This window comes from Neobacillus soli NBRC 102451 (assembly GCF_001591665.1).
In the GTDB taxonomy this organism is placed as follows: Bacteria; Bacillota; Bacilli; order Bacillales; family Cytobacillaceae; genus Neobacillus; species Neobacillus soli.
This window is the reverse complement of record NZ_BCVI01000084.1, coordinates 1-17,493: the sequence shown is the minus strand read 5'-3', so window position 1 is coordinate 17,493 and position 17,493 is coordinate 1. Positions and strand designations below refer to the sequence as shown.

Annotated in this window: 16 protein-coding genes; all 16 read left to right on the top strand. The window is 41.6% G+C overall.

The features are described from left to right. Positions 1-270 precede the first annotated feature (270 nt). Positions 271-2,745 (top strand): stage II sporulation protein E, encoded by a 2,475-nt coding sequence (gene spoIIE, locus BSO02S_RS24345; RefSeq protein WP_066074045.1) that lies wholly within the window; start codon positions 271-273, stop codon positions 2,743-2,745. Positions 2,746-2,839: 94 nt separating this feature from the next. Next, on the top strand, positions 2,840-3,577 hold the full coding sequence (locus tag BSO02S_RS24340; protein ID WP_066074042.1) for a VWA domain-containing protein: 738 nt from the start codon (positions 2,840-2,842) through the stop codon (positions 3,575-3,577). Continuing rightward, positions 3,546-4,559, top strand: a complete 1,014-nt coding sequence (gene prkT, locus BSO02S_RS24335; RefSeq protein ID WP_066074039.1) for a serine/threonine protein kinase PrkT — start codon at positions 3,546-3,548, stop codon at positions 4,557-4,559. Before BSO02S_RS24340 ends, prkT begins: the two co-directional genes overlap by 32 nt. Before the next feature lie 195 nt (positions 4,560-4,754). Next, positions 4,755-6,140, top strand: a complete 1,386-nt coding sequence (tilS, locus tag BSO02S_RS24330; protein WP_066074036.1) for a tRNA lysidine(34) synthetase TilS — start codon at positions 4,755-4,757, stop codon at positions 6,138-6,140. Between the two features lie 25 nt (positions 6,141-6,165). Continuing rightward, the gene (hpt, locus tag BSO02S_RS24325) at positions 6,166-6,711 is read left to right on the top strand and encodes a hypoxanthine phosphoribosyltransferase (protein WP_066074033.1); all 546 of its coding nucleotides are present in this window, start codon (positions 6,166-6,168) and stop codon (positions 6,709-6,711) included. A gap of 130 nt (positions 6,712-6,841) precedes the next feature. Next, positions 6,842-8,791: an ATP-dependent zinc metalloprotease FtsH gene (ftsH, locus tag BSO02S_RS24320; protein WP_066074030.1), complete on the top strand. Its 1,950-nt coding sequence runs from the start codon at positions 6,842-6,844 to the stop codon at positions 8,789-8,791. Between the two features lie 108 nt (positions 8,792-8,899). After that, the gene (locus BSO02S_RS24315) at positions 8,900-9,685 is read left to right on the top strand and encodes a type III pantothenate kinase (protein WP_066074027.1); all 786 of its coding nucleotides are present in this window, start codon (positions 8,900-8,902) and stop codon (positions 9,683-9,685) included. A gap of 15 nt (positions 9,686-9,700) precedes the next feature. After that, positions 9,701-10,579, top strand: a complete 879-nt coding sequence (hslO, locus tag BSO02S_RS24310; protein ID WP_066074024.1) for an Hsp33 family molecular chaperone HslO — start codon at positions 9,701-9,703, stop codon at positions 10,577-10,579. A 26-nt stretch (positions 10,580-10,605) separates the two neighbouring features. Continuing rightward, on the top strand, positions 10,606-11,496 hold the full coding sequence (locus BSO02S_RS24305; protein WP_066074020.1) for a peptidyl-prolyl cis-trans isomerase: 891 nt from the start codon (positions 10,606-10,608) through the stop codon (positions 11,494-11,496). Positions 11,497-11,625: 129 nt separating this feature from the next. Next, a complete protein-coding gene (cysK, locus tag BSO02S_RS24300; RefSeq protein WP_066074017.1) occupies positions 11,626-12,555 on the top strand; it encodes a cysteine synthase A in 930 nt (309 codons plus the stop codon). A gap of 123 nt (positions 12,556-12,678) precedes the next feature. Beyond that, positions 12,679-13,521, top strand: coding sequence for a dihydropteroate synthase (gene folP / locus BSO02S_RS24295; RefSeq protein ID WP_066074014.1), 843 nt, complete (start codon positions 12,679-12,681; stop codon positions 13,519-13,521). Next, positions 13,514-13,873, top strand: a complete 360-nt coding sequence (folB, locus tag BSO02S_RS24290) for a dihydroneopterin aldolase (protein WP_066074011.1) — start codon at positions 13,514-13,516, stop codon at positions 13,871-13,873. Before folP ends, folB begins: the two co-directional genes overlap by 8 nt. Positions 13,874-13,875: 2 nt before the next feature. Beyond that, entirely contained in the window at positions 13,876-14,403 is a 528-nt protein-coding gene (gene folK, locus BSO02S_RS24285; RefSeq protein ID WP_066074008.1) for a 2-amino-4-hydroxy-6-hydroxymethyldihydropteridine diphosphokinase, read from the top strand. Next, the gene (locus BSO02S_RS26690) at positions 14,355-14,561 is read left to right on the top strand and encodes a helix-turn-helix domain-containing protein (RefSeq protein ID WP_084375164.1); all 207 of its coding nucleotides are present in this window, start codon (positions 14,355-14,357) and stop codon (positions 14,559-14,561) included. The genes folK and BSO02S_RS26690 overlap by 49 nt, the downstream gene beginning before the upstream one ends. A gap of 12 nt (positions 14,562-14,573) precedes the next feature. Continuing rightward, positions 14,574-15,575: a tRNA dihydrouridine synthase DusB gene (gene dusB, locus BSO02S_RS24280; protein ID WP_066074004.1), complete on the top strand. Its 1,002-nt coding sequence runs from the start codon at positions 14,574-14,576 to the stop codon at positions 15,573-15,575. A 179-nt stretch (positions 15,576-15,754) separates the two neighbouring features. Next, entirely contained in the window at positions 15,755-17,239 is a 1,485-nt protein-coding gene (gene lysS, locus BSO02S_RS24275) for a lysine--tRNA ligase (protein ID WP_066074001.1), read from the top strand. Positions 17,240-17,493 lie beyond the last annotated feature (254 nt).

The window sequence follows — 17,493 nt, the reverse complement described above, 5'->3', positions numbered from 1 at the left end:
GCGCTCCACAAGGAAGGCTTCGACAGCATAATCATCGCACGAAGAAAAAGCGTTAGCTTTTTCGAGGAGGCCATACGCCGCTGACCAGGGCGCTTGTGCTTTTCTTTTAAATTCCGCATTACGACATAACACAAGGTAGTTAATATTATTTGAATGAATATAGTGAATAGAGTCGAATGATTTTCTTGAGCTTGTTCACTATTTTGACAAACTTCTAAGCCTATTAATTTTATAATAGTCTGAACAATGCAGGGATAGGGAGTGTGAGTTATGGAAAAGACAAATGCGAGTTTCATAGAGCCGGTCAGGGAGGTCAGTCTTCATTCCCCAAAATGGGCTCTGGAGAGCGGATTGAAAAAGTTCCAAATAATGCTAGAATCCTTTTTTATAAAAAAGGGGTATCTCTTATTATTGGTAGGCTTTTTGCTAGGACGGGCCTTAATTTTGGCAAAGCTGACACCCTTTTGCCTTCCTTATTTTGCCTCCGTTTATTTAATTAAAAGAGATCGGGCACCGCTTGCCCTAATCGGATTAATGATTGGGGCTGTAACTATTTCAATGACGAATACAGCCTTTACCTTCGCAGTCACTGTTTGCTTTTTAGCGATTTTTCGAATCAGTAAAAAATGGTTAACAAATGAAATGAAGGCCTTGCCTTTTTTTGTCGGAATTATCCTTGGGGCTGGGAAATTAGTCGAAGCACTGATTATCTCAAAGCAATTAACCTTATATGATGCGATGATGGTTGGTGTACAAGCAAGTCTTGCCTTTATTTTGACGCTAATTTTTTTGCAAAGCATTCCATTGTTAACGTTAAATAAACGCAGGCAATTTTTAAAAACGGAAGAAATTGTCTGCCTTATCATTATGCTTGCCTCGATTATGACAGGGACAATCGGCTGGAAGGTTTATGATTTGTCGATTGAACATATCATGTCGAGATATTTAGTCTTAGTATTTTCCTTTGTTGCTGGTGCAACAGTGGGTTCTACTGTTGGTGTTGTGACCGGATTGATTTTCAGTCTGGCAAGTGTATCTAGCTTTTACCATATGAGTTTACTAGCCTTTGCTGGTGTTCTTGGCGGCTTACTGAAAGAAGGGAAGAAAATTGGCGTTTCGATTGGCTTATTTATTGCCACCCTGCTTATTGGTATGTACGGAGAGGGTGCGGGTTCCATCTTGCAAACGGTTCTAGAGACAACTGCGGCCATCTTCTTATTCCTCCTCACACCACAAGCATTTACATCACGACTGGCAAAATATATTCCTGGGACACCGGAATACACTGCCGAGCAGCAAAAATATATGAGAAAGATGCGCGATGTTACCGCACAGCGGGTTTCCCAATTCTCTAATGTATTCCATGCCCTCTCGCAAAGCTTTTCACGAATGGAAGTTCAGCCGAACGAGGATGAAAGTGAACGGGAAATGGATTACTTTATGAGCAAGGTAACTGAAAAGACCTGCCAAACATGCTTTAAACAAGACCAATGCTGGTCAAATAATTTTAATACAACCTATGCTTACATGGAGGAAGTTATTCATGAAATGGACCAAAATGATGGAAATGTTTCCTTAAGGCTCTCGAAAGATTGGGAAAAGCTCTGTACGCGTTCTAAAAAGGTATATGAAGCGATTGGACAGGAGTTAACCTTTTTCCAGGCAAATCAAAAATTAAAAAAACAAGTTCAGGAAAGCCGCAGGCTTGTAGCAGATCAATTGCAAGGTGTTTCAGAAGTTATGGAAAATTTCGCCAAAGAAATCCAAAGGGAAAGGGAAAATCATCATAAGCAGGAAGAGCAGATTATGGAGGCCATTCAAGGGTTTGGGATTCATATTGAACAGGTAGAAATTTACAGCCTTGAGCAGAGCAATGTTGATATAGAGATGGCCGTCCCTTTTTGTAATGGCCATGGAGAGTGTGAGAAGTTAATTGCGCCAATGTTATCAGATATTCTTGGAGAAACCATTGTTGTTAATAAGGAGGAGTGTGCAGCCATTCCAAGCGGTTTCTGCCATGTGACATTCAGGTCGTCAAAGGCTTTTACGGTAGAAACAGGTGTTGCCCATGCGGCCAAGGATGGCGGCCTTATCTCGGGAGACAGCTATTCGACGATTGAGCTTGGCTTTGGAAAATATGCGATTGCGATTAGCGATGGAATGGGGAATGGCGAAAGGGCCCATTATGAAAGCAAAGAGACCTTACTGCTTTTGCAAAAAATACTCCAATCGGGTATCGAGGAAAGGGTGGCGATTAAGTCTGTTAATTCAATCCTATCGCTCCGGACAACAGATGAAATCTTCTCAACATTAGATTTAGCAATGATTGACCTGCAAAATGCGTCAGCAAAATTCCTAAAGATTGGTTCAACACCTAGCTTTATAAAAAGAGGAAATAAGGTCATTAAAATTCAAGCAAGCAACCTGCCGATTGGGATGATTCAGGAATTTGAGGTTGACGTGGTCAGCGAGCAATTAAAGGCGGAAGATTTATTAATTATGATGAGTGATGGGGTGTTTGAAGGACCAAAGCATGTAGAAAATTATGATTTATGGATGAAACGTAAATTGCAGGAATTAGAGACAGATAACCCGCAAGAGATTGCCGATTTAATCATGGAGGAAGTGATTCGCTCAAGATCGGGGCTAATTGATGATGATATGACCGTGACAGTTGCAAAGATTAAACACAATACACCGAAGTGGGCATCCATACCGGTTCAGAAAAAAAGAAGACACGCCTAAACGATTATTTTACACTGCCTCTTCTTAAAATATGTATAAATCAGCTTGATCCCGTCGAAAATGGTACCAATACATTTAGTGGAGGGAGAAGGTTATGTATACAGGAAAAATCCGCCAGATTTTACTAATCACGGATGGGTGCTCGAACCAGGGAGACGATCCCATTGCCATGGCTGCCCTTGCCAAAGAGCAGGGAATCACTGTAAATGTCATTGGTGTAATGGAACAAGATGTCATTGATGAAAAAGGAATTACAGAAATTGAAGGTATTGCGCTGTCCGGCGGCGGGGTAAGCCAAATTGTTTATGCTAAAGCGCTCTCCCATACCGTGCAAATGGTCACCCGTAAGGCGATGAATCAAACCATTCAAGGTGTAGTAAACCGTGAATTGCAGCAAATCCTCGGACGTTCGCAGACAATGGAAGACCTGCCGCCTGAAAAACGCGGGGAAGTGATGGAGGTTGTTGATGAATTAGGCGAAACTGTCGAATTAAACGTGTTGATTCTTGTCGATACAAGTGCCAGTATGAAACATAAACTTCCGACGGTGAAGGAAGCCCTGCTTGACCTGTCCCTAAGCTTGAATGCCCGAACGGGAGAAAATCAATTTTCTGTTTATGTATTTCCCGGGAAAAAGAAAGATGTCGAATTATTGCTGGATTGGACACCAAAACTACAAACTTTGACAAGTGTTTTCTCCCAGCTGACAACAGGAGGAATTACACCGACCGGCCCGGCGTTACGGACGGCGCTTTCTTCCTTCGAACAAAAACAGTCAATAAGGAGCCTTCTTTCACGTGATGATGAATCATACTTTGAAGAGTCAATGTAAAGTAAGCCCCGGGACGGTCATTGCAGGGAAATGGCATTTAAATAAATATACAATCATAAAGGAACTAGGATTTGGAGCAAACGGGGTAGTCTACCTTGCAAAACACAATCACACGCATGTGGCATTAAAAATGAGTGATAATGGTATGTCAATCACCTCGGAGGTCAACGTTTTAAAATCCTTTGCAAAGGTCCAAGGACCCCTAACCCTTGGGCCTTCTTTGCTTGATGTTGATGATTGGCAAAGTAATCGCGGACGTATTTCCTTTTATGTGATGGAATATATTCAAGGCCCGGACTTCCTGACTTTTTTACAACAAAAGGGTAAATCATGGACTAGCGTGTTATTTTTGCAGCTGTTAAATGATTTAGACAAGCTTCATGAAAGCGGCTGGGTATTTGGTGACCTTAAGCCGGAAAATCTGATTGTCACGGGACCGCCTTCAAGGATGAGATGTATTGATGTTGGCGGCACCACCATACAAGGAAGAGCGATTAAGGAATTCACTGAGTTCTATGACCGAGGCTATTGGGGGTTAGGCTCTCGAAAGGCAGAACCTTCGTATGACCTGTTTGCTGTAGCAATGATCATGATCAACACAGCCTATCCAAACCGTTTTTCAAAAACAACCGGAGGAATTTCGCAATTAAGGGAAGCTGTCCGGCAAAAGCCTGAACTGGCCGCATGGGAAAAGGTGATTTTCAAATCACTTCAGGGTCATTATCGCAGTGCTAAGGAAATGAGAACAGATTTATTAAGCTTAATGATTGATAAAAAAATTCCTGATCCTCCAAAAAGGGCACAGGAAGCAAATGTCGATAACCAAAAGAAGAAGCCAAGCCTACACCCACAGGGAAGCCAGCCGATTACTAGACAGAACTACCGGAAAGGAAGGAAAAAAAGCGGATGGAAGGAGTTTTTCTTCATTGCAGTCGTTCTAGGTCTATTTTATGCTTGGTATACTTTTAATAAATTACTGTAATTATTGAAACCTTTACCGGGTAAGTTCGTATTAATGAAGGAATAATAAAAAAAGGAAAATAACAAGCATTTTGTAATGCCTTTGCTTTGATAGTTTATTCTTAAAAGTGGTAAGCTAAACAGAATAGCGGAAGCTTCCTTTGCGCTAAGACAGTAATCTAAGTCCAAATAATGTTTTATGAAAGAGTGCAATCATATGTTGGAACCAAAGGTCGAGACCTTTCTTAATCATCACGCATTCAAGTTAGAAAGCAAGAAAATCGTCGTTGGTGTTTCTGGAGGTCCGGATTCGCTGGCATTGCTTCACTATCTGCATGCAGTCAAAGAAAAAAGGAACCTTTCCATTGCCGTTGCCCATGTTGACCATATGTTCCGTGGTCAAGAATCGTATGAGGATGCGATGTTCGTCAAAGGCATCTGTGAACAGTACTCCATTCCCTTTGAAATGATCCGTGTCAACGTAACGGATATAATGGAAGCGACAGGCCAAAGTTCACAAGTGGCGGCAAGAGAAGTAAGGTATGATTTTTACCTAAAAATCATGGAAAAGTATGACTACCCATTTTTGGCGCTTGCCCATCATGGTGATGATCAAATGGAAACATTGCTTATGAGGTTAACAAGAGGTAGCACCGGAATGGCCAGAGCAGGAATCCCGTTCTCCCGCCCATTTTATAAAGGAACGATTTTCCGTCCATTTTTATGTTTGACGAAGGACGAAATTCAACAGTATTGCGGGGAACATCACCTAAGCCCAAGGCTTGACCCTAGTAACGAGAAAGGGACATACAGCAGGAATCGATTTCGCAAACAGGTCATCCCGTTTTTAAAAACGGAAAATCCTCAAGCCCATGAACATTTTCAACGGTTTAGTGAAGAAATACAACGTGATGAAACATTTCTGCAGGAATTAACAATTCAGCAAATGAATACAGTAATCACAAAAAGAGAAGAGAGCAATATTAACATTGACATTAAAAGCTTACTTGGAGTGCCTTTACCTTTACAAAGGCGAGGTATTCAACTAATATTAAACTATCTTTACAAAGAAAGACCAGCTTCTTTATCTGCTGTACATATCGATCAAGTATTTTCCCTAATTCATCATTCTGAGCCATCAGGTAAACTTGATTTTCCCAATGGTTTAAAGGTGATTCGTTCCTATTTCGACTTATCCTTCCAGTTTCAACTAGAAAGAACTGAGGCCTATCGTTTTGAAATGAAAGAACCGGGGGAGCTTCGACTGCCAGATGGAGGGAGTATTCGAATCGATTATGTAGGTCAAGAAATTCCGGATACGCACCCTTACATTGCTTTGTTCAATGTGGACTGTATTAAATGGCCGATAATAATTCGAACCAGGGAAACAGGCGACCGGATGACATTGAAAGGAATGCGGGGATCAAAAAAGGTAAAAGAAATATTTATTGATCAAAAGATACCAGTGCATGAACGAAAGACGTGGCCTATCCTTATCGACAGTGAGGGATGTATAATTTGGCTTCCAGGTTTGAAAAAATCTTCCTTTGAAGGTGTAGATTACTCAACAAAACAATATATACGATGCACATATCAAAAGTAAGGATCTTCTAGGGGGCACAATTAGAATGAAACAAGATATTGAAAAGGTGTTAGTATCAGAAGAAGAGATTCAAAACAAAACCAGAGAATTGGCTGCGCAGCTAACTGAAGAATATAAAGATCGCTTTCCGCTTGCGATTGGTGTTCTAAAGGGTGCCATGCCATTTATGGCTGATTTATTAAAACGGATGGATTGCTATCTTGAAATGGACTTTATGGATGTTTCAAGCTATGGTACTGGCTTTGTTTCTTCAGGAGAAGTAAAAATCCTCAAGGATTTAGATACATCTGTTGAAGGCAGAGACATTCTAATTATCGAGGATATTATCGATAGCGGCCTGACACTCAGTTATTTAGTTGATCTATTCCGGTATAGAAAGGCAAAGTCAATCAAAATTGTGACCTTACTTGATAAGCCGACGGGAAGAAAGAGCGCCATTAAAGCAGATTATGTAGGCTTTATTGTACCAGATGAGTTTGTAGTCGGTTATGGGTTGGATTATTTAGAAAAGTACCGTAATCTTCCATATATTGGTGTTTTAAAACCTGAAGTTTATAGCAATAATCTTTAAGAAGCAGCAGGGATGTTCCTTCAATCAGCTAAGACATATGGGAATCGTTAAATGAGAGTAATTCCTTGAATTAGTAAGATTTTCTATGATACTATCTAATATAGTTTTTACCCGCGGGAGGAGGTAAGAGATGAATCGGATTTTCCGTAATACCATCTTTTATTTATTGATATTTTTAGTCATTATTGGCGTGGTGAGTTTCTTTAATGGCAGCAATGAGCAAACGGCTCCTATTTCATATGATAGGTTCGTCGATCAATTAGACCATGGTGAAGTGAAATCATTTACGATGCAACCTGAACGAGGGGTTTATGAAGTTCGCGGTGTGCTGGAAGCGAAAAGTAAAAAATTCATAACCTATATTCCAAACAGTGAAGAAATTATTAACAAAATTAATAAGGCAGATACAAAAGTTGAAGTAATGCCGGCAAAAGAAACTAGCGGATGGGTGACCTTCTTTACTTCAATTATCCCGTTTGTGATTATCTTTATTTTATTCTTCTTCTTATTAAACCAGGCTCAAGGCGGCGGAAGCCGAGTGATGAACTTTGGTAAATCAAAAGCGAAGCTTTATAACGATGATAAGAAAAAGGTTCGTTTTAGAGATGTAGCCGGGGCAGATGAGGAAAAGGCAGAATTGGTTGAAGTGGTCGAGTTTTTAAAAGACCCTAGAAAGTATGCTGAACTTGGAGCGCGTATTCCAAAAGGGGTCCTTCTTGTCGGTCCTCCAGGAACCGGTAAAACACTACTTGCCCGGGCAACTGCAGGGGAAGCAGGCGTTCCTTTCTTCTCCATTAGTGGTTCGGATTTTGTTGAAATGTTCGTTGGGGTTGGTGCTTCCCGTGTTCGCGATTTATTTGAAAATGCGAAGAAAAATGCACCGTGTATCATTTTTATTGATGAAATTGACGCAGTTGGACGTCAGCGTGGTGCCGGACTTGGCGGCGGCCATGATGAGCGTGAACAAACCTTGAATCAATTGTTAGTTGAAATGGATGGATTCGGCGCAAATGAGGGAATAATCATTATTGCTGCAACGAACCGTGCAGATATTCTTGACCCTGCACTATTACGTCCAGGCCGTTTTGACCGCCAAATTACCGTTGACCGTCCAGATGTAATTGGACGTGAAGCAGTCTTAAAAGTACATGCGCGTAATAAACCATTAGATGAAGCGGTAAACTTAAAGAATATTGCAATGCGTACACCTGGTTTTTCAGGGGCAGATTTAGAGAATTTATTGAATGAAGCGGCACTTGTTGCGGCTCGCAGTGATAAGAAGAAAATTGATATGGAAGATATCGATGAAGCAACGGACCGAGTCATTGCCGGTCCAGCAAAAAAGAGCCGGGTTATTTCAGAAAAGGAACGAAATATTGTTGCTTTCCATGAAGGTGGTCATACGGTCATTGGGTTAGTGCTCGATGAAGCGGATATGGTCCATAAAGTGACCATCGTCCCACGCGGCCAGGCTGGAGGATATGCCGTCATGCTTCCTCGAGAAGACCGCTACTTCATGACTAAGCCGGAATTGCTCGATAAGATTGTCGGTTTATTGGGCGGACGCGTTGCTGAAGAGATTGTTTTTGGTGAAGTAAGTACAGGCGCCCACAATGACTTCCAACGTGCGACAGCGATTGCACGTAAGATGGTGACTGAATATGGTATGAGTGATAAGCTTGGACCATTACAGTTTGGTCAAGGCTCTGGCGGTCAGGTTTTCTTAGGCCGTGACATTCATAATGAACAAAACTATTCTGATGCGATTGCTTACGAAATTGATCTTGAAATTCAAACAATTATTAAAGAATGTTATGAAAGAGCAAGAGTTATTCTTACTGAAAATCGCGATAAGCTTGATCTGATTGCTAAGACGCTTCTTGAAGTAGAAACCCTTGTCGCTGAACAGATCAAATACTTGGTTGATCATGGACATATGCCTGATCCCTCGTTGAGCTTAGAAGCCGTTAAAATTGGACCAAAGAAGGCTGATGATGTGAAGGTCAACATTCTCTCGAAAAAGGATGAGAATGGGAAATTAGAACCAACGACCAGGCCTAATGATGAGGAAGATAAATAAATGAGAAAAGAGTGCTTCGCTGAAGCACTCTTTTTTTTCATAAAATCACTTTTATGTTATGATGTTTTCAGTGTAAAAAGAGAATAATCTGAGAAGTGAGTGATAGATTTGATTTTCGTTTTTGATGTGGGTAATACCAATATTGTCCTCGGTGTTTATGAAGGCGATCAACTTAAATATCATTGGCGGGTAGAAACGAGCCGAAATCGTACAGAAGATGAGTTTGGAATGAGCATAAAAGCATTGTTTGATCATTCTGGTCTCTCTTTTTCAGAAATTGATGGCATTATTATTTCTTCGGTTGTTCCGCCAATCATGTTTGCATTAGAGAGAATGTGCCAGAAGTATTTTCATGTTAAGCCGCTGGTTGTCGGCCCGGGAATAAAGACAGGGCTGAATATTAAGTATGAAAATCCAAGAGAAGTTGGTGCCGACCGAATAGTCAACGCCGTTGCGGCCATCCATGAATATGGAAGCCCGCTTATCATTGTCGACTTTGGAACAGCAACAACCTATTGTTATGTAAATGAGGAGCGTCAATATATGGGTGGTGCGATTGCCCCTGGCATTGGTATCTCAACCGAGGCACTTTACTCCAGGGCAGCAAAACTGCCACGGATTGAAATAGCTCGTCCTGAAGGGGTCATCGGGAAAAATACGGTGGCCGCAATGCAGGCTGGAATTGTCTATGGATATGTAGGACAAGTTGAGGGAATCGTAAAGCGGATGGTCGACCAAAGCGGCAAGAAGCCAACGGTCATCGCAACAGGCGGGCTTGCGCCATTAATTGCCCAAGAATCGACAATTATTGATGTTGTTGACCCATATTTAACTTTAAAAGGATTACAGCTTATCTATAAACGAAACGTGGATAACCTAAAGAATAACAGCTAGAAAGGGGTTTGCACAATGAAGGATTATCTTGTTAAGGCATTAGCCTATGATGGAAATATTCGGGCCTATGCTGTCCGCACGACAGAAACAGTAAGTGAAGCACAGCGTCGTCATCAAACGTGGCGCACAGCTTCAGCGGCGCTTGGCCGCTCGCTTACAGCAGGTGTCATGATGGGCGCTATGCTTAAAGGTGAGGATAAACTAACAATTAAAATAAACGGCGGCGGTCCAATCGGACAAATTGTTGTCGATAGTAACGCTAAAGGGGAAGTTCGCGGTTATGTATCCAATCCTGAAGTCGATTTTGAATCAACTGAGCATGGTAAACTTGATGTCCGCCGTGCAGTCGGAACGGACGGAATGTTAGCGGTAGTTAAGGATGTAGGACTCCGTGACTTTTTCTCCGGTCAGGTTCCGCTTGTCTCTGGAGAATTGGGAGAAGACTTTACCTATTATTTTGCGACATCTGAACAGGTCCCTACCTCAGTTGGTGTGGGCGTTTTAGTTAATCCGGATGATTCCATTTTGGCCGCAGGCGGGTTTATTTTTCAACTAATGCCTGGGACAAAGGAATCCGTCATTTCAAAAATGGAGGAACGGTTAAAAACGATTGCGCCCATTTCTAAATTAATTGAGCAAGGTCTAACACCTGAAGAAATCTTAGCAGAACTGTTTGGAAAGGACCAAGTAAAGGTATTGGAGACAATGCCGGTACGATTCCAATGTACCTGTTCTAAAGAGCGCTTTGCGAATGCCATTGCGGGCTTAGGCAGTGCTGAAATAAATGCGATGATTGAAGAGGACGGACAGGCTGAGGCCCATTGCCACTTCTGTAATGAAAAGTACCTTTTTTCAAAGGAAGAATTAGAAGAGTTAAAAAGAGATGCTAAATAATATACTTTTCTAGGGGAGGAATGAGGTTGAGGAAGAGGCAACTTTGGATGGTTATAGCGGCCCTAATTATGCTTAATTGCCTTACAGTTGCCTTTTTCCTATCCAAGGCGGGCGGTACGGCGGTAACTGATGAGGTGGTTGCAACGGTCGGGAAAGGCACCATTTCGAGACAAGATTGGCTGAATGAGATAGAAGCTAGATATGGAAAAGACATATTAAAGGAAATGATTGATCAGAAGGTCATCGAAGAAATGGCCGCGAAATATAAGATTAAAATTGCCGACCGAGATGTTGAGCGTGAATTTCGAATGCTGCAAACCACATATAATTCCTTTAGCAAAAAAGACAATAAGAACGAGAACAAGTGGAAACAACAAATCCGGACCAGCCTGCTCTTAGAAGAGCTTTTAACAAAGGATGTGGTCGTTTCTACTAAGGAATTGAAAAGCTATTATGATAAAAATAAAAATCAATTCCAGGTGCCAGCGGCTTACCATTTGTTACATATCATTGTGAAAACAAAGGAAGAGGCAGAAAAGACGTTAAAGGAATTAGCTCAAGGGTCTAGTTTCTCTGCGCTAGCAATGGAACGTTCCATCGAGGAGTTTTCAGCTTATGAAGGCGGCGATATCGGTTATCTGAGCGAAGCAGATGAGCGCTACCCTAAACAATATATAGAAACCGCTAAAATGTTAAAGGTGGGGGCCTGCAGTGAACCGCTCAAGGTAGAGCAGGGTTATGCATTATTGAGGCTTGAAGGAGAATTAAGCGGTAAAGGGTACTTATTTGGTGAGGTAAAGGAACAAATCCGCCGGCAAATAGCTCTCGAGCAAATGAAATTGCCAGCATCCGCTGCAACCTTTTGGGATGAGGCGGGGGTGGAGTGGTTTTACGGAAAAAATAAAGTGGCAAACTAAACACAGGAAATAGTTTCTGTGTTTTTTTGTTAAATCTAAAAATACTGCCAACAAAACGATTGACAAAACAAGTATAAAACTGGTAAATTCAATATATCCAATCAAAATACTCGGAATAGGGGTGTCGTAATGGTTCGTGTTGCAAACTCAGTTGCCGATTTAGTCGGCCAAACGCCAATCGTAAAACTAAACAGATTAGTAGAGGAAAATAGTGCTGAGGTTTATTTAAAACTTGAATATTTTAACCCTGGCAGCAGTGTAAAGGACCGTATTGCCTTAGCGATGATTGAAGCAGCAGAAGAAAAGGGGTTAATCAAACCTGGAGTTGATACAATCATTGAGCCTACAAGCGGAAATACTGGAATTGGGCTTGCAATGATTGCTGCAGCGAAGGGCTACAACGCCGTCTTTGTTATGCCTGAAACGATGAGCTTGGAAAGACGGAACCTGCTTCGTGCCTATGGTGCTGAGCTTGTGTTAACCCCAGGTCCAGCAGGCATGAAAGGGGCTATTGCCAAGGCGGAGGAGCTAGTTAAGGAACAGGGTTATTTCTTGCCGCAGCAATTTACGAACCAAGCAAACCCTGAAGTTCACAGAAGAACAACTGGTAAAGAAATTGTCGAACAAATGGATCAGCTAGATGCTTTTGTTTCAGGAATTGGAACAGGGGGAACCATAAGTGGGGCCGGCAGTGTGCTCCGTGAGACGTTCCCAGATGTTAAAATTTATGCGGTTGAGCCGACGGATTCAGCGATCCTCTCTGGCGGAAAGCCCGGCCCTCATAAGCTCCAAGGGCTTGGTGCAGGATTTATTCCTGACACCTTAAATACAAAAATCTATGATGAGATTATTCAAGTCGGTACGGAAGAAGCGTTTGAAGCATCACGCCGTGCGGCAAGAGAAGAAGGAATTCTTGGTGGAATTTCATCAGGCGCGGCTATTTATGCAGCGCTAAAAGTGGCTAAGGAACTAGGGAAAGGTAAAAAGGTGCTTGCCATTATTCCAGATAACGGTGAACGCTATTTAAGTACGCCACTATACCAATATGATGTAGAGTAATAAATAGATCAAAGGGCGTTGGCAGTATTGCCAGTGCCTCTTTTTTTGCAAAAAAATGAAACTAGTTGAGGTTTCCTGTATGATAAGGGGAGTGAAAATAAGTTTACAATAGGAGGAATGGGGATGAAAACAGCTCAAGAGCAGATCGATTGCGGCCCATATACCTTGGACTTTTCTAAAAGAACAATTGTGATGGGAATTTTAAATGCTACGCCTGATTCTTTTTCAGATGGAGGCAAATGGGGCGGAATTGAACATGCGATTGAACGAGCAGAGGAAATGGCAGCAAACGGTGCGGATATTATCGATATCGGCGGTGAATCAACCCGTCCAGGCTTTTCCGCAGTTTCTGTGGAGGAAGAGCTGGAGCGGGTAATTCCGGTGATTAAGGCGATTTCAAAGCACGTTCATATACCGATATCGATTGATACCTATAAAGCAGAGGTAGCAAAGCAGGCGATTGAAGCTGGCGCCCACATTATCAATGATATTTGGGGAGCAAAAGCAGATGAAAATATGGGCAGTGTTGTGGCAGAATATGATGTTCCTATCGTTTTAATGCATAATCGCCATAATCGAAACTATTCCTTTTTCATCAGAGATGTACTCAATGACCTCTATGAGAGTATTGCGATGGTGAAAAAGAATGGTGTGAAGGATGAGCGTATCATTCTCGACCCGGGCATCGGTTTTGCAAAGGATTACCGGGAAAACCTAATGATGATGGAAAACTTAGATAAGCTTGTGATGCTGGGCTATCCGGTCCTTTTAGGAACATCACGAAAGACGATGATTGGACAAGCATTAAACCTTCCTGTTGCTGAAAGAATGGAAGGTACTGGCGCAACGGTCTGCTATGGCATTCAAAAAGGCTGTCAAATGATTCGTGTTCACGATGTGAAGGAAATGAGCAGAATGGCCAAAATGATGGATGCAATGATGGGAAAGGGTGTAGTGCTTGGATAAAATATATGTAAACAGGATGGAGTTTTATGGCTACCATGGTGTTTTTCCAGAAGAGAATCGGCTTGGACAGCGGTTTGCAGTTGATTTAACCGTTTCGTTAGATTTGAAAAAAGCCGGAGAAACCGATGAACTGGAGTACTCAGTTAATTATGGCGAACTATACCAAGTTTGCAAAGAAATTGTTGAGGGGAAACCAAAAAAACTAGTCGAAGCGGTTGCGGAGAAAATGGCTGCCAGTGTACTGAAGGAATTTGCCCTCATATCCGCTGTTACAGTAAAGGTGATTAAACCTGATCCGCCCATTCCTGGCCATTACAGGTCTGTTGCAGTAGAAATTACAAGGAGTAGATAAACGTGGACAATTCGGCATTTATTGCACTTGGTTCTAATCTGGGAAATCGGTATGATAATCTTACGAATGCAATCAAGGTCTTAACTAATCATTCAGAAATTAACTTGGTAAATTCCTCCTCCATCTACGAAACAGATCCTGTTGGGTATGAAAACCAGGATTTATTTTTAAATATGGTGATTGAGATTCAGACGGCCTTGAGCGCAATGGAATTGTTAGAGACATGCTTAAAAGCAGAGTTAGATCTTGGGAGAAAAAGGGAAATAAGATGGGGGCCACGCACAATAGACCTTGACATTTTGACTTATAACCAAGAAAATATTGAATCAGAGAAGCTTATTGTTCCACATCCTCGGATGTTAGAGCGAGCATTTGTGATGATTCCATTTTTAGAAATTAATCATGACAGTAAATTTTGGGCGATAGATAAACCACTTGAAGCATCGTTGAATGAACTAGCTAATAAAGAAGGTGTCCGAATATGGAAGCGGAAAAATGGGGAAGACGTATTCGAGCCTATCGAAAGCTGAAGGGTTACACACAGGAGAGCTTTTCGAAGGAACTAGGTGTATCAGTCTCGATTTTAGGAGAGATTGAAAGAGGGAACCGCCTGCCCGCAGGTGATTTATTGGAAAGAATAGCATACTCTTTGAAAATAAGTTTGGATGATTTAGCTCCGAAAGAATAGGAGACATGTTTTATGTTGAAGATTGGCGATATTGAAATGAAAAACCAGGTAGTACTAGCACCAATGGCCGGTGTATGTAATTCCGCGTTCCGTTTAACGGTTAAAGAGTTCGGTGCTGGTTTGGTTTGCGCGGAAATGGTCAGTGATAAAGGTATCGTTAATAAAAATGAGAAAACGATGAATATGCTTTATATCGATGAACGCGAAAAGCCGTTAAGCCTGCAAATTTTTGGCGGTGAAAAGGCAACGCTTGTTGAAGCAGCAAAATTTGTTGATCAGAACACCAATGCCGATATTATTGATATTAATATGGGCTGCCCGGTTCCGAAAATAACAAAATGTGATGCGGGTGCAAAATGGCTTCTAGATCCGAATAAGATTTATGAAATGGTTTCAGCAGTTGTAGCTGAGGTTGAAAAGCCTGTAACCGTAAAAATGCGGATGGGTTGGGATGAACAGCATATTTATGCCATCAAAAATGCCCAAGCAGTTGAGCGTGCCGGTGGAAAGGCTGTTGCCCTTCATGGTCGGACCCGTGTACAAATGTATGAAGGAAAAGCCAACTGGGATATTATTCGCGACGTTAAACAATCGGTTCACATTCCGGTCATTGGAAATGGAGACGTCCAAACACCACAGGATGCCAAAAGAATGCTTGATGAAACAGGCGTTGATGGCGTGATGATTGGAAGAGCTGCTTTAGGTGACCCTTGGATGATTTACCGTACCATTCAATACCTGGAAACAGGGAAGTTGATGGATCAGCCATCCGTTCGTGAAAAAATAGATGTTTGTATCTTGCACTTGGATCGCTTGAGTGCCCTTAAAAATGAAAATATTGCCGTCCGGGAAATGCGTAAGCACGCTCCTTGGTATTTAAAAGGAGTGCGCGGAAATGCAAAGGTTCGAAATGGCATCAATGAATGCGAAACTAGAGAACATTTAGTGGCATTATTATATGATTTAGTAGCAGAAGTTGAAGAGAAACAGCAAAGTCAGTTAATCGTAGGATAAACTTTCCTAGCCTTTTGTTTATCTAAAAAAGCTGCCAGTGAGGAAACTGGCAGTTTTTATTCTATATAAAAACATTTTTGATGTCTGAAATGACAAGTTTGTGTAAAATAATAAAGTATGCAAAGAAAGTGATTATGGGCGGGTTTACATAATTAAAGAAAATAATGGAGTTGATTGTTATGAGTCAGGAAGAATTAAATGACCAATTAGTGGTCAGACGTGAAAAGATGAATACCATGCGTGAAAATGGATTAGATCCGTTTGGTAAACGATTTGAACGCAGCCATTCTTCAAAGGAATTAGTTGAGCAATACGGGGAAATGGAAAATGAAGATCTCGAAGAAAAGCATATTTCCGTTATCATTGCCGGCCGAATTATGACGAAGCGTGGAAAAGGAAAGGCCGGTTTTGCTCACATCCAAGACCTATCAGGTCAAATCCAAGTGTACGTAAGGCAGGATGCTGTTGGAGAAGAGCAGTATAAAGTTTTCAATTCCGCGGATTTAGGAGACATTGTTGGGATAGAGGGCACGTTATTTAAAACAAAGATGGGTGAGTTTTCGATAAAAGTAACTAACTTTGTATTTTTAACAAAAGCGCTCCGCCCGCTACCGGATAAATTTCATGGACTAAAGGATGTAGAGCAGCGCTACCGTCAACGTTATTTGGATTTAATCATGAGCCAGGATAGTAAGGAGACATTTATTGCGCGGAGCCGCATTATCCAATCGATGCGCCGTTATTTGGATGATCATGGTTATTTAGAAGTTGAAACGCCGATGATGCACGCCATTGCCGGAGGAGCATCTGCACGACCATTCATTACGCATCATAACGCCCTTGATATGCCCTTATTCATGCGGATTGCTATTGAATTGCACTTAAAGCGCTTGATTGTTGGCGGCCTCGAGAAGGTTTATGAAATTGGCCGGGTATTTAGGAACGAGGGTGTATCAACACGCCACAATCCGGAATTTACGATGATTGAACTTTACGAAGCCTATGCTGATTATCGTGATATTATGAGTCTTACAGAGAATTTAGTCGCACACATTGCTCAAGAAGTGGTTGGTTCAACGACCGTTCCATATGGTGAGTATGAAGTAGACCTTAAACCAGAATGGAAAAGGCTTCACATGGTCGATGCGATAAAAGAATACACCGGTGCGGATTTCTGGAAAGAGATGAGTGTTGATGAAGCCCGTGAACTTGCCAAAGAGCACGGAGTTGAAATTAACAATAATATGCTTTATGGACACATTGTTAATGAATTCTTTGAGCAAAAGGTTGAGGACAAGTTGATCCAGCCGACCTTTATTTATGGTCATCCAGTCGAAATTTCACCGCTTGCGAAGAAGAATGACGAAGATCCAAGATTCACGGATCGCTTTGAATTATTCATCGTAGCTCGTGAACATGCTAACGCATTTACAGAGCTTAATGATCCAATTGATCAAAGAGAACGATTTGAAGCGCAGTTAAAGGAACGTGAACAAGGGAATGATGAAGCCCATATGATGGATGAAGACTTCGTCGAAGCTTTAGAGTATGGTATGCCGCCTACAGGCGGATTGGGAATTGGAATTGATCGCTTAGTTATGTTGTTAACGAATTCACCTTCCATTCGCGATGTATTATTGTTCCCGTTAATGCGTCATCGTTAATAGCTAAAAAAGTGCCGGTGCTGCCGGCGCTTTTTTTTATCCATACGATTAAGGAGTACGAATATTTTTACTTTGGCTATTTTGAAAAAAAAGAATAAAAAGCTATTGCACCGAGTCAGGAATGGTGGTATATTAATATCTGTTGCTGCGAGACAGTAACTTAAAGAAAAAATGATTAAAAAAAGTTGTTGACTTTCAGTTAATAACTTGGTAAGATTAAAAAGTCGCTTTTGGGTGACGGGGTAAATTGATCC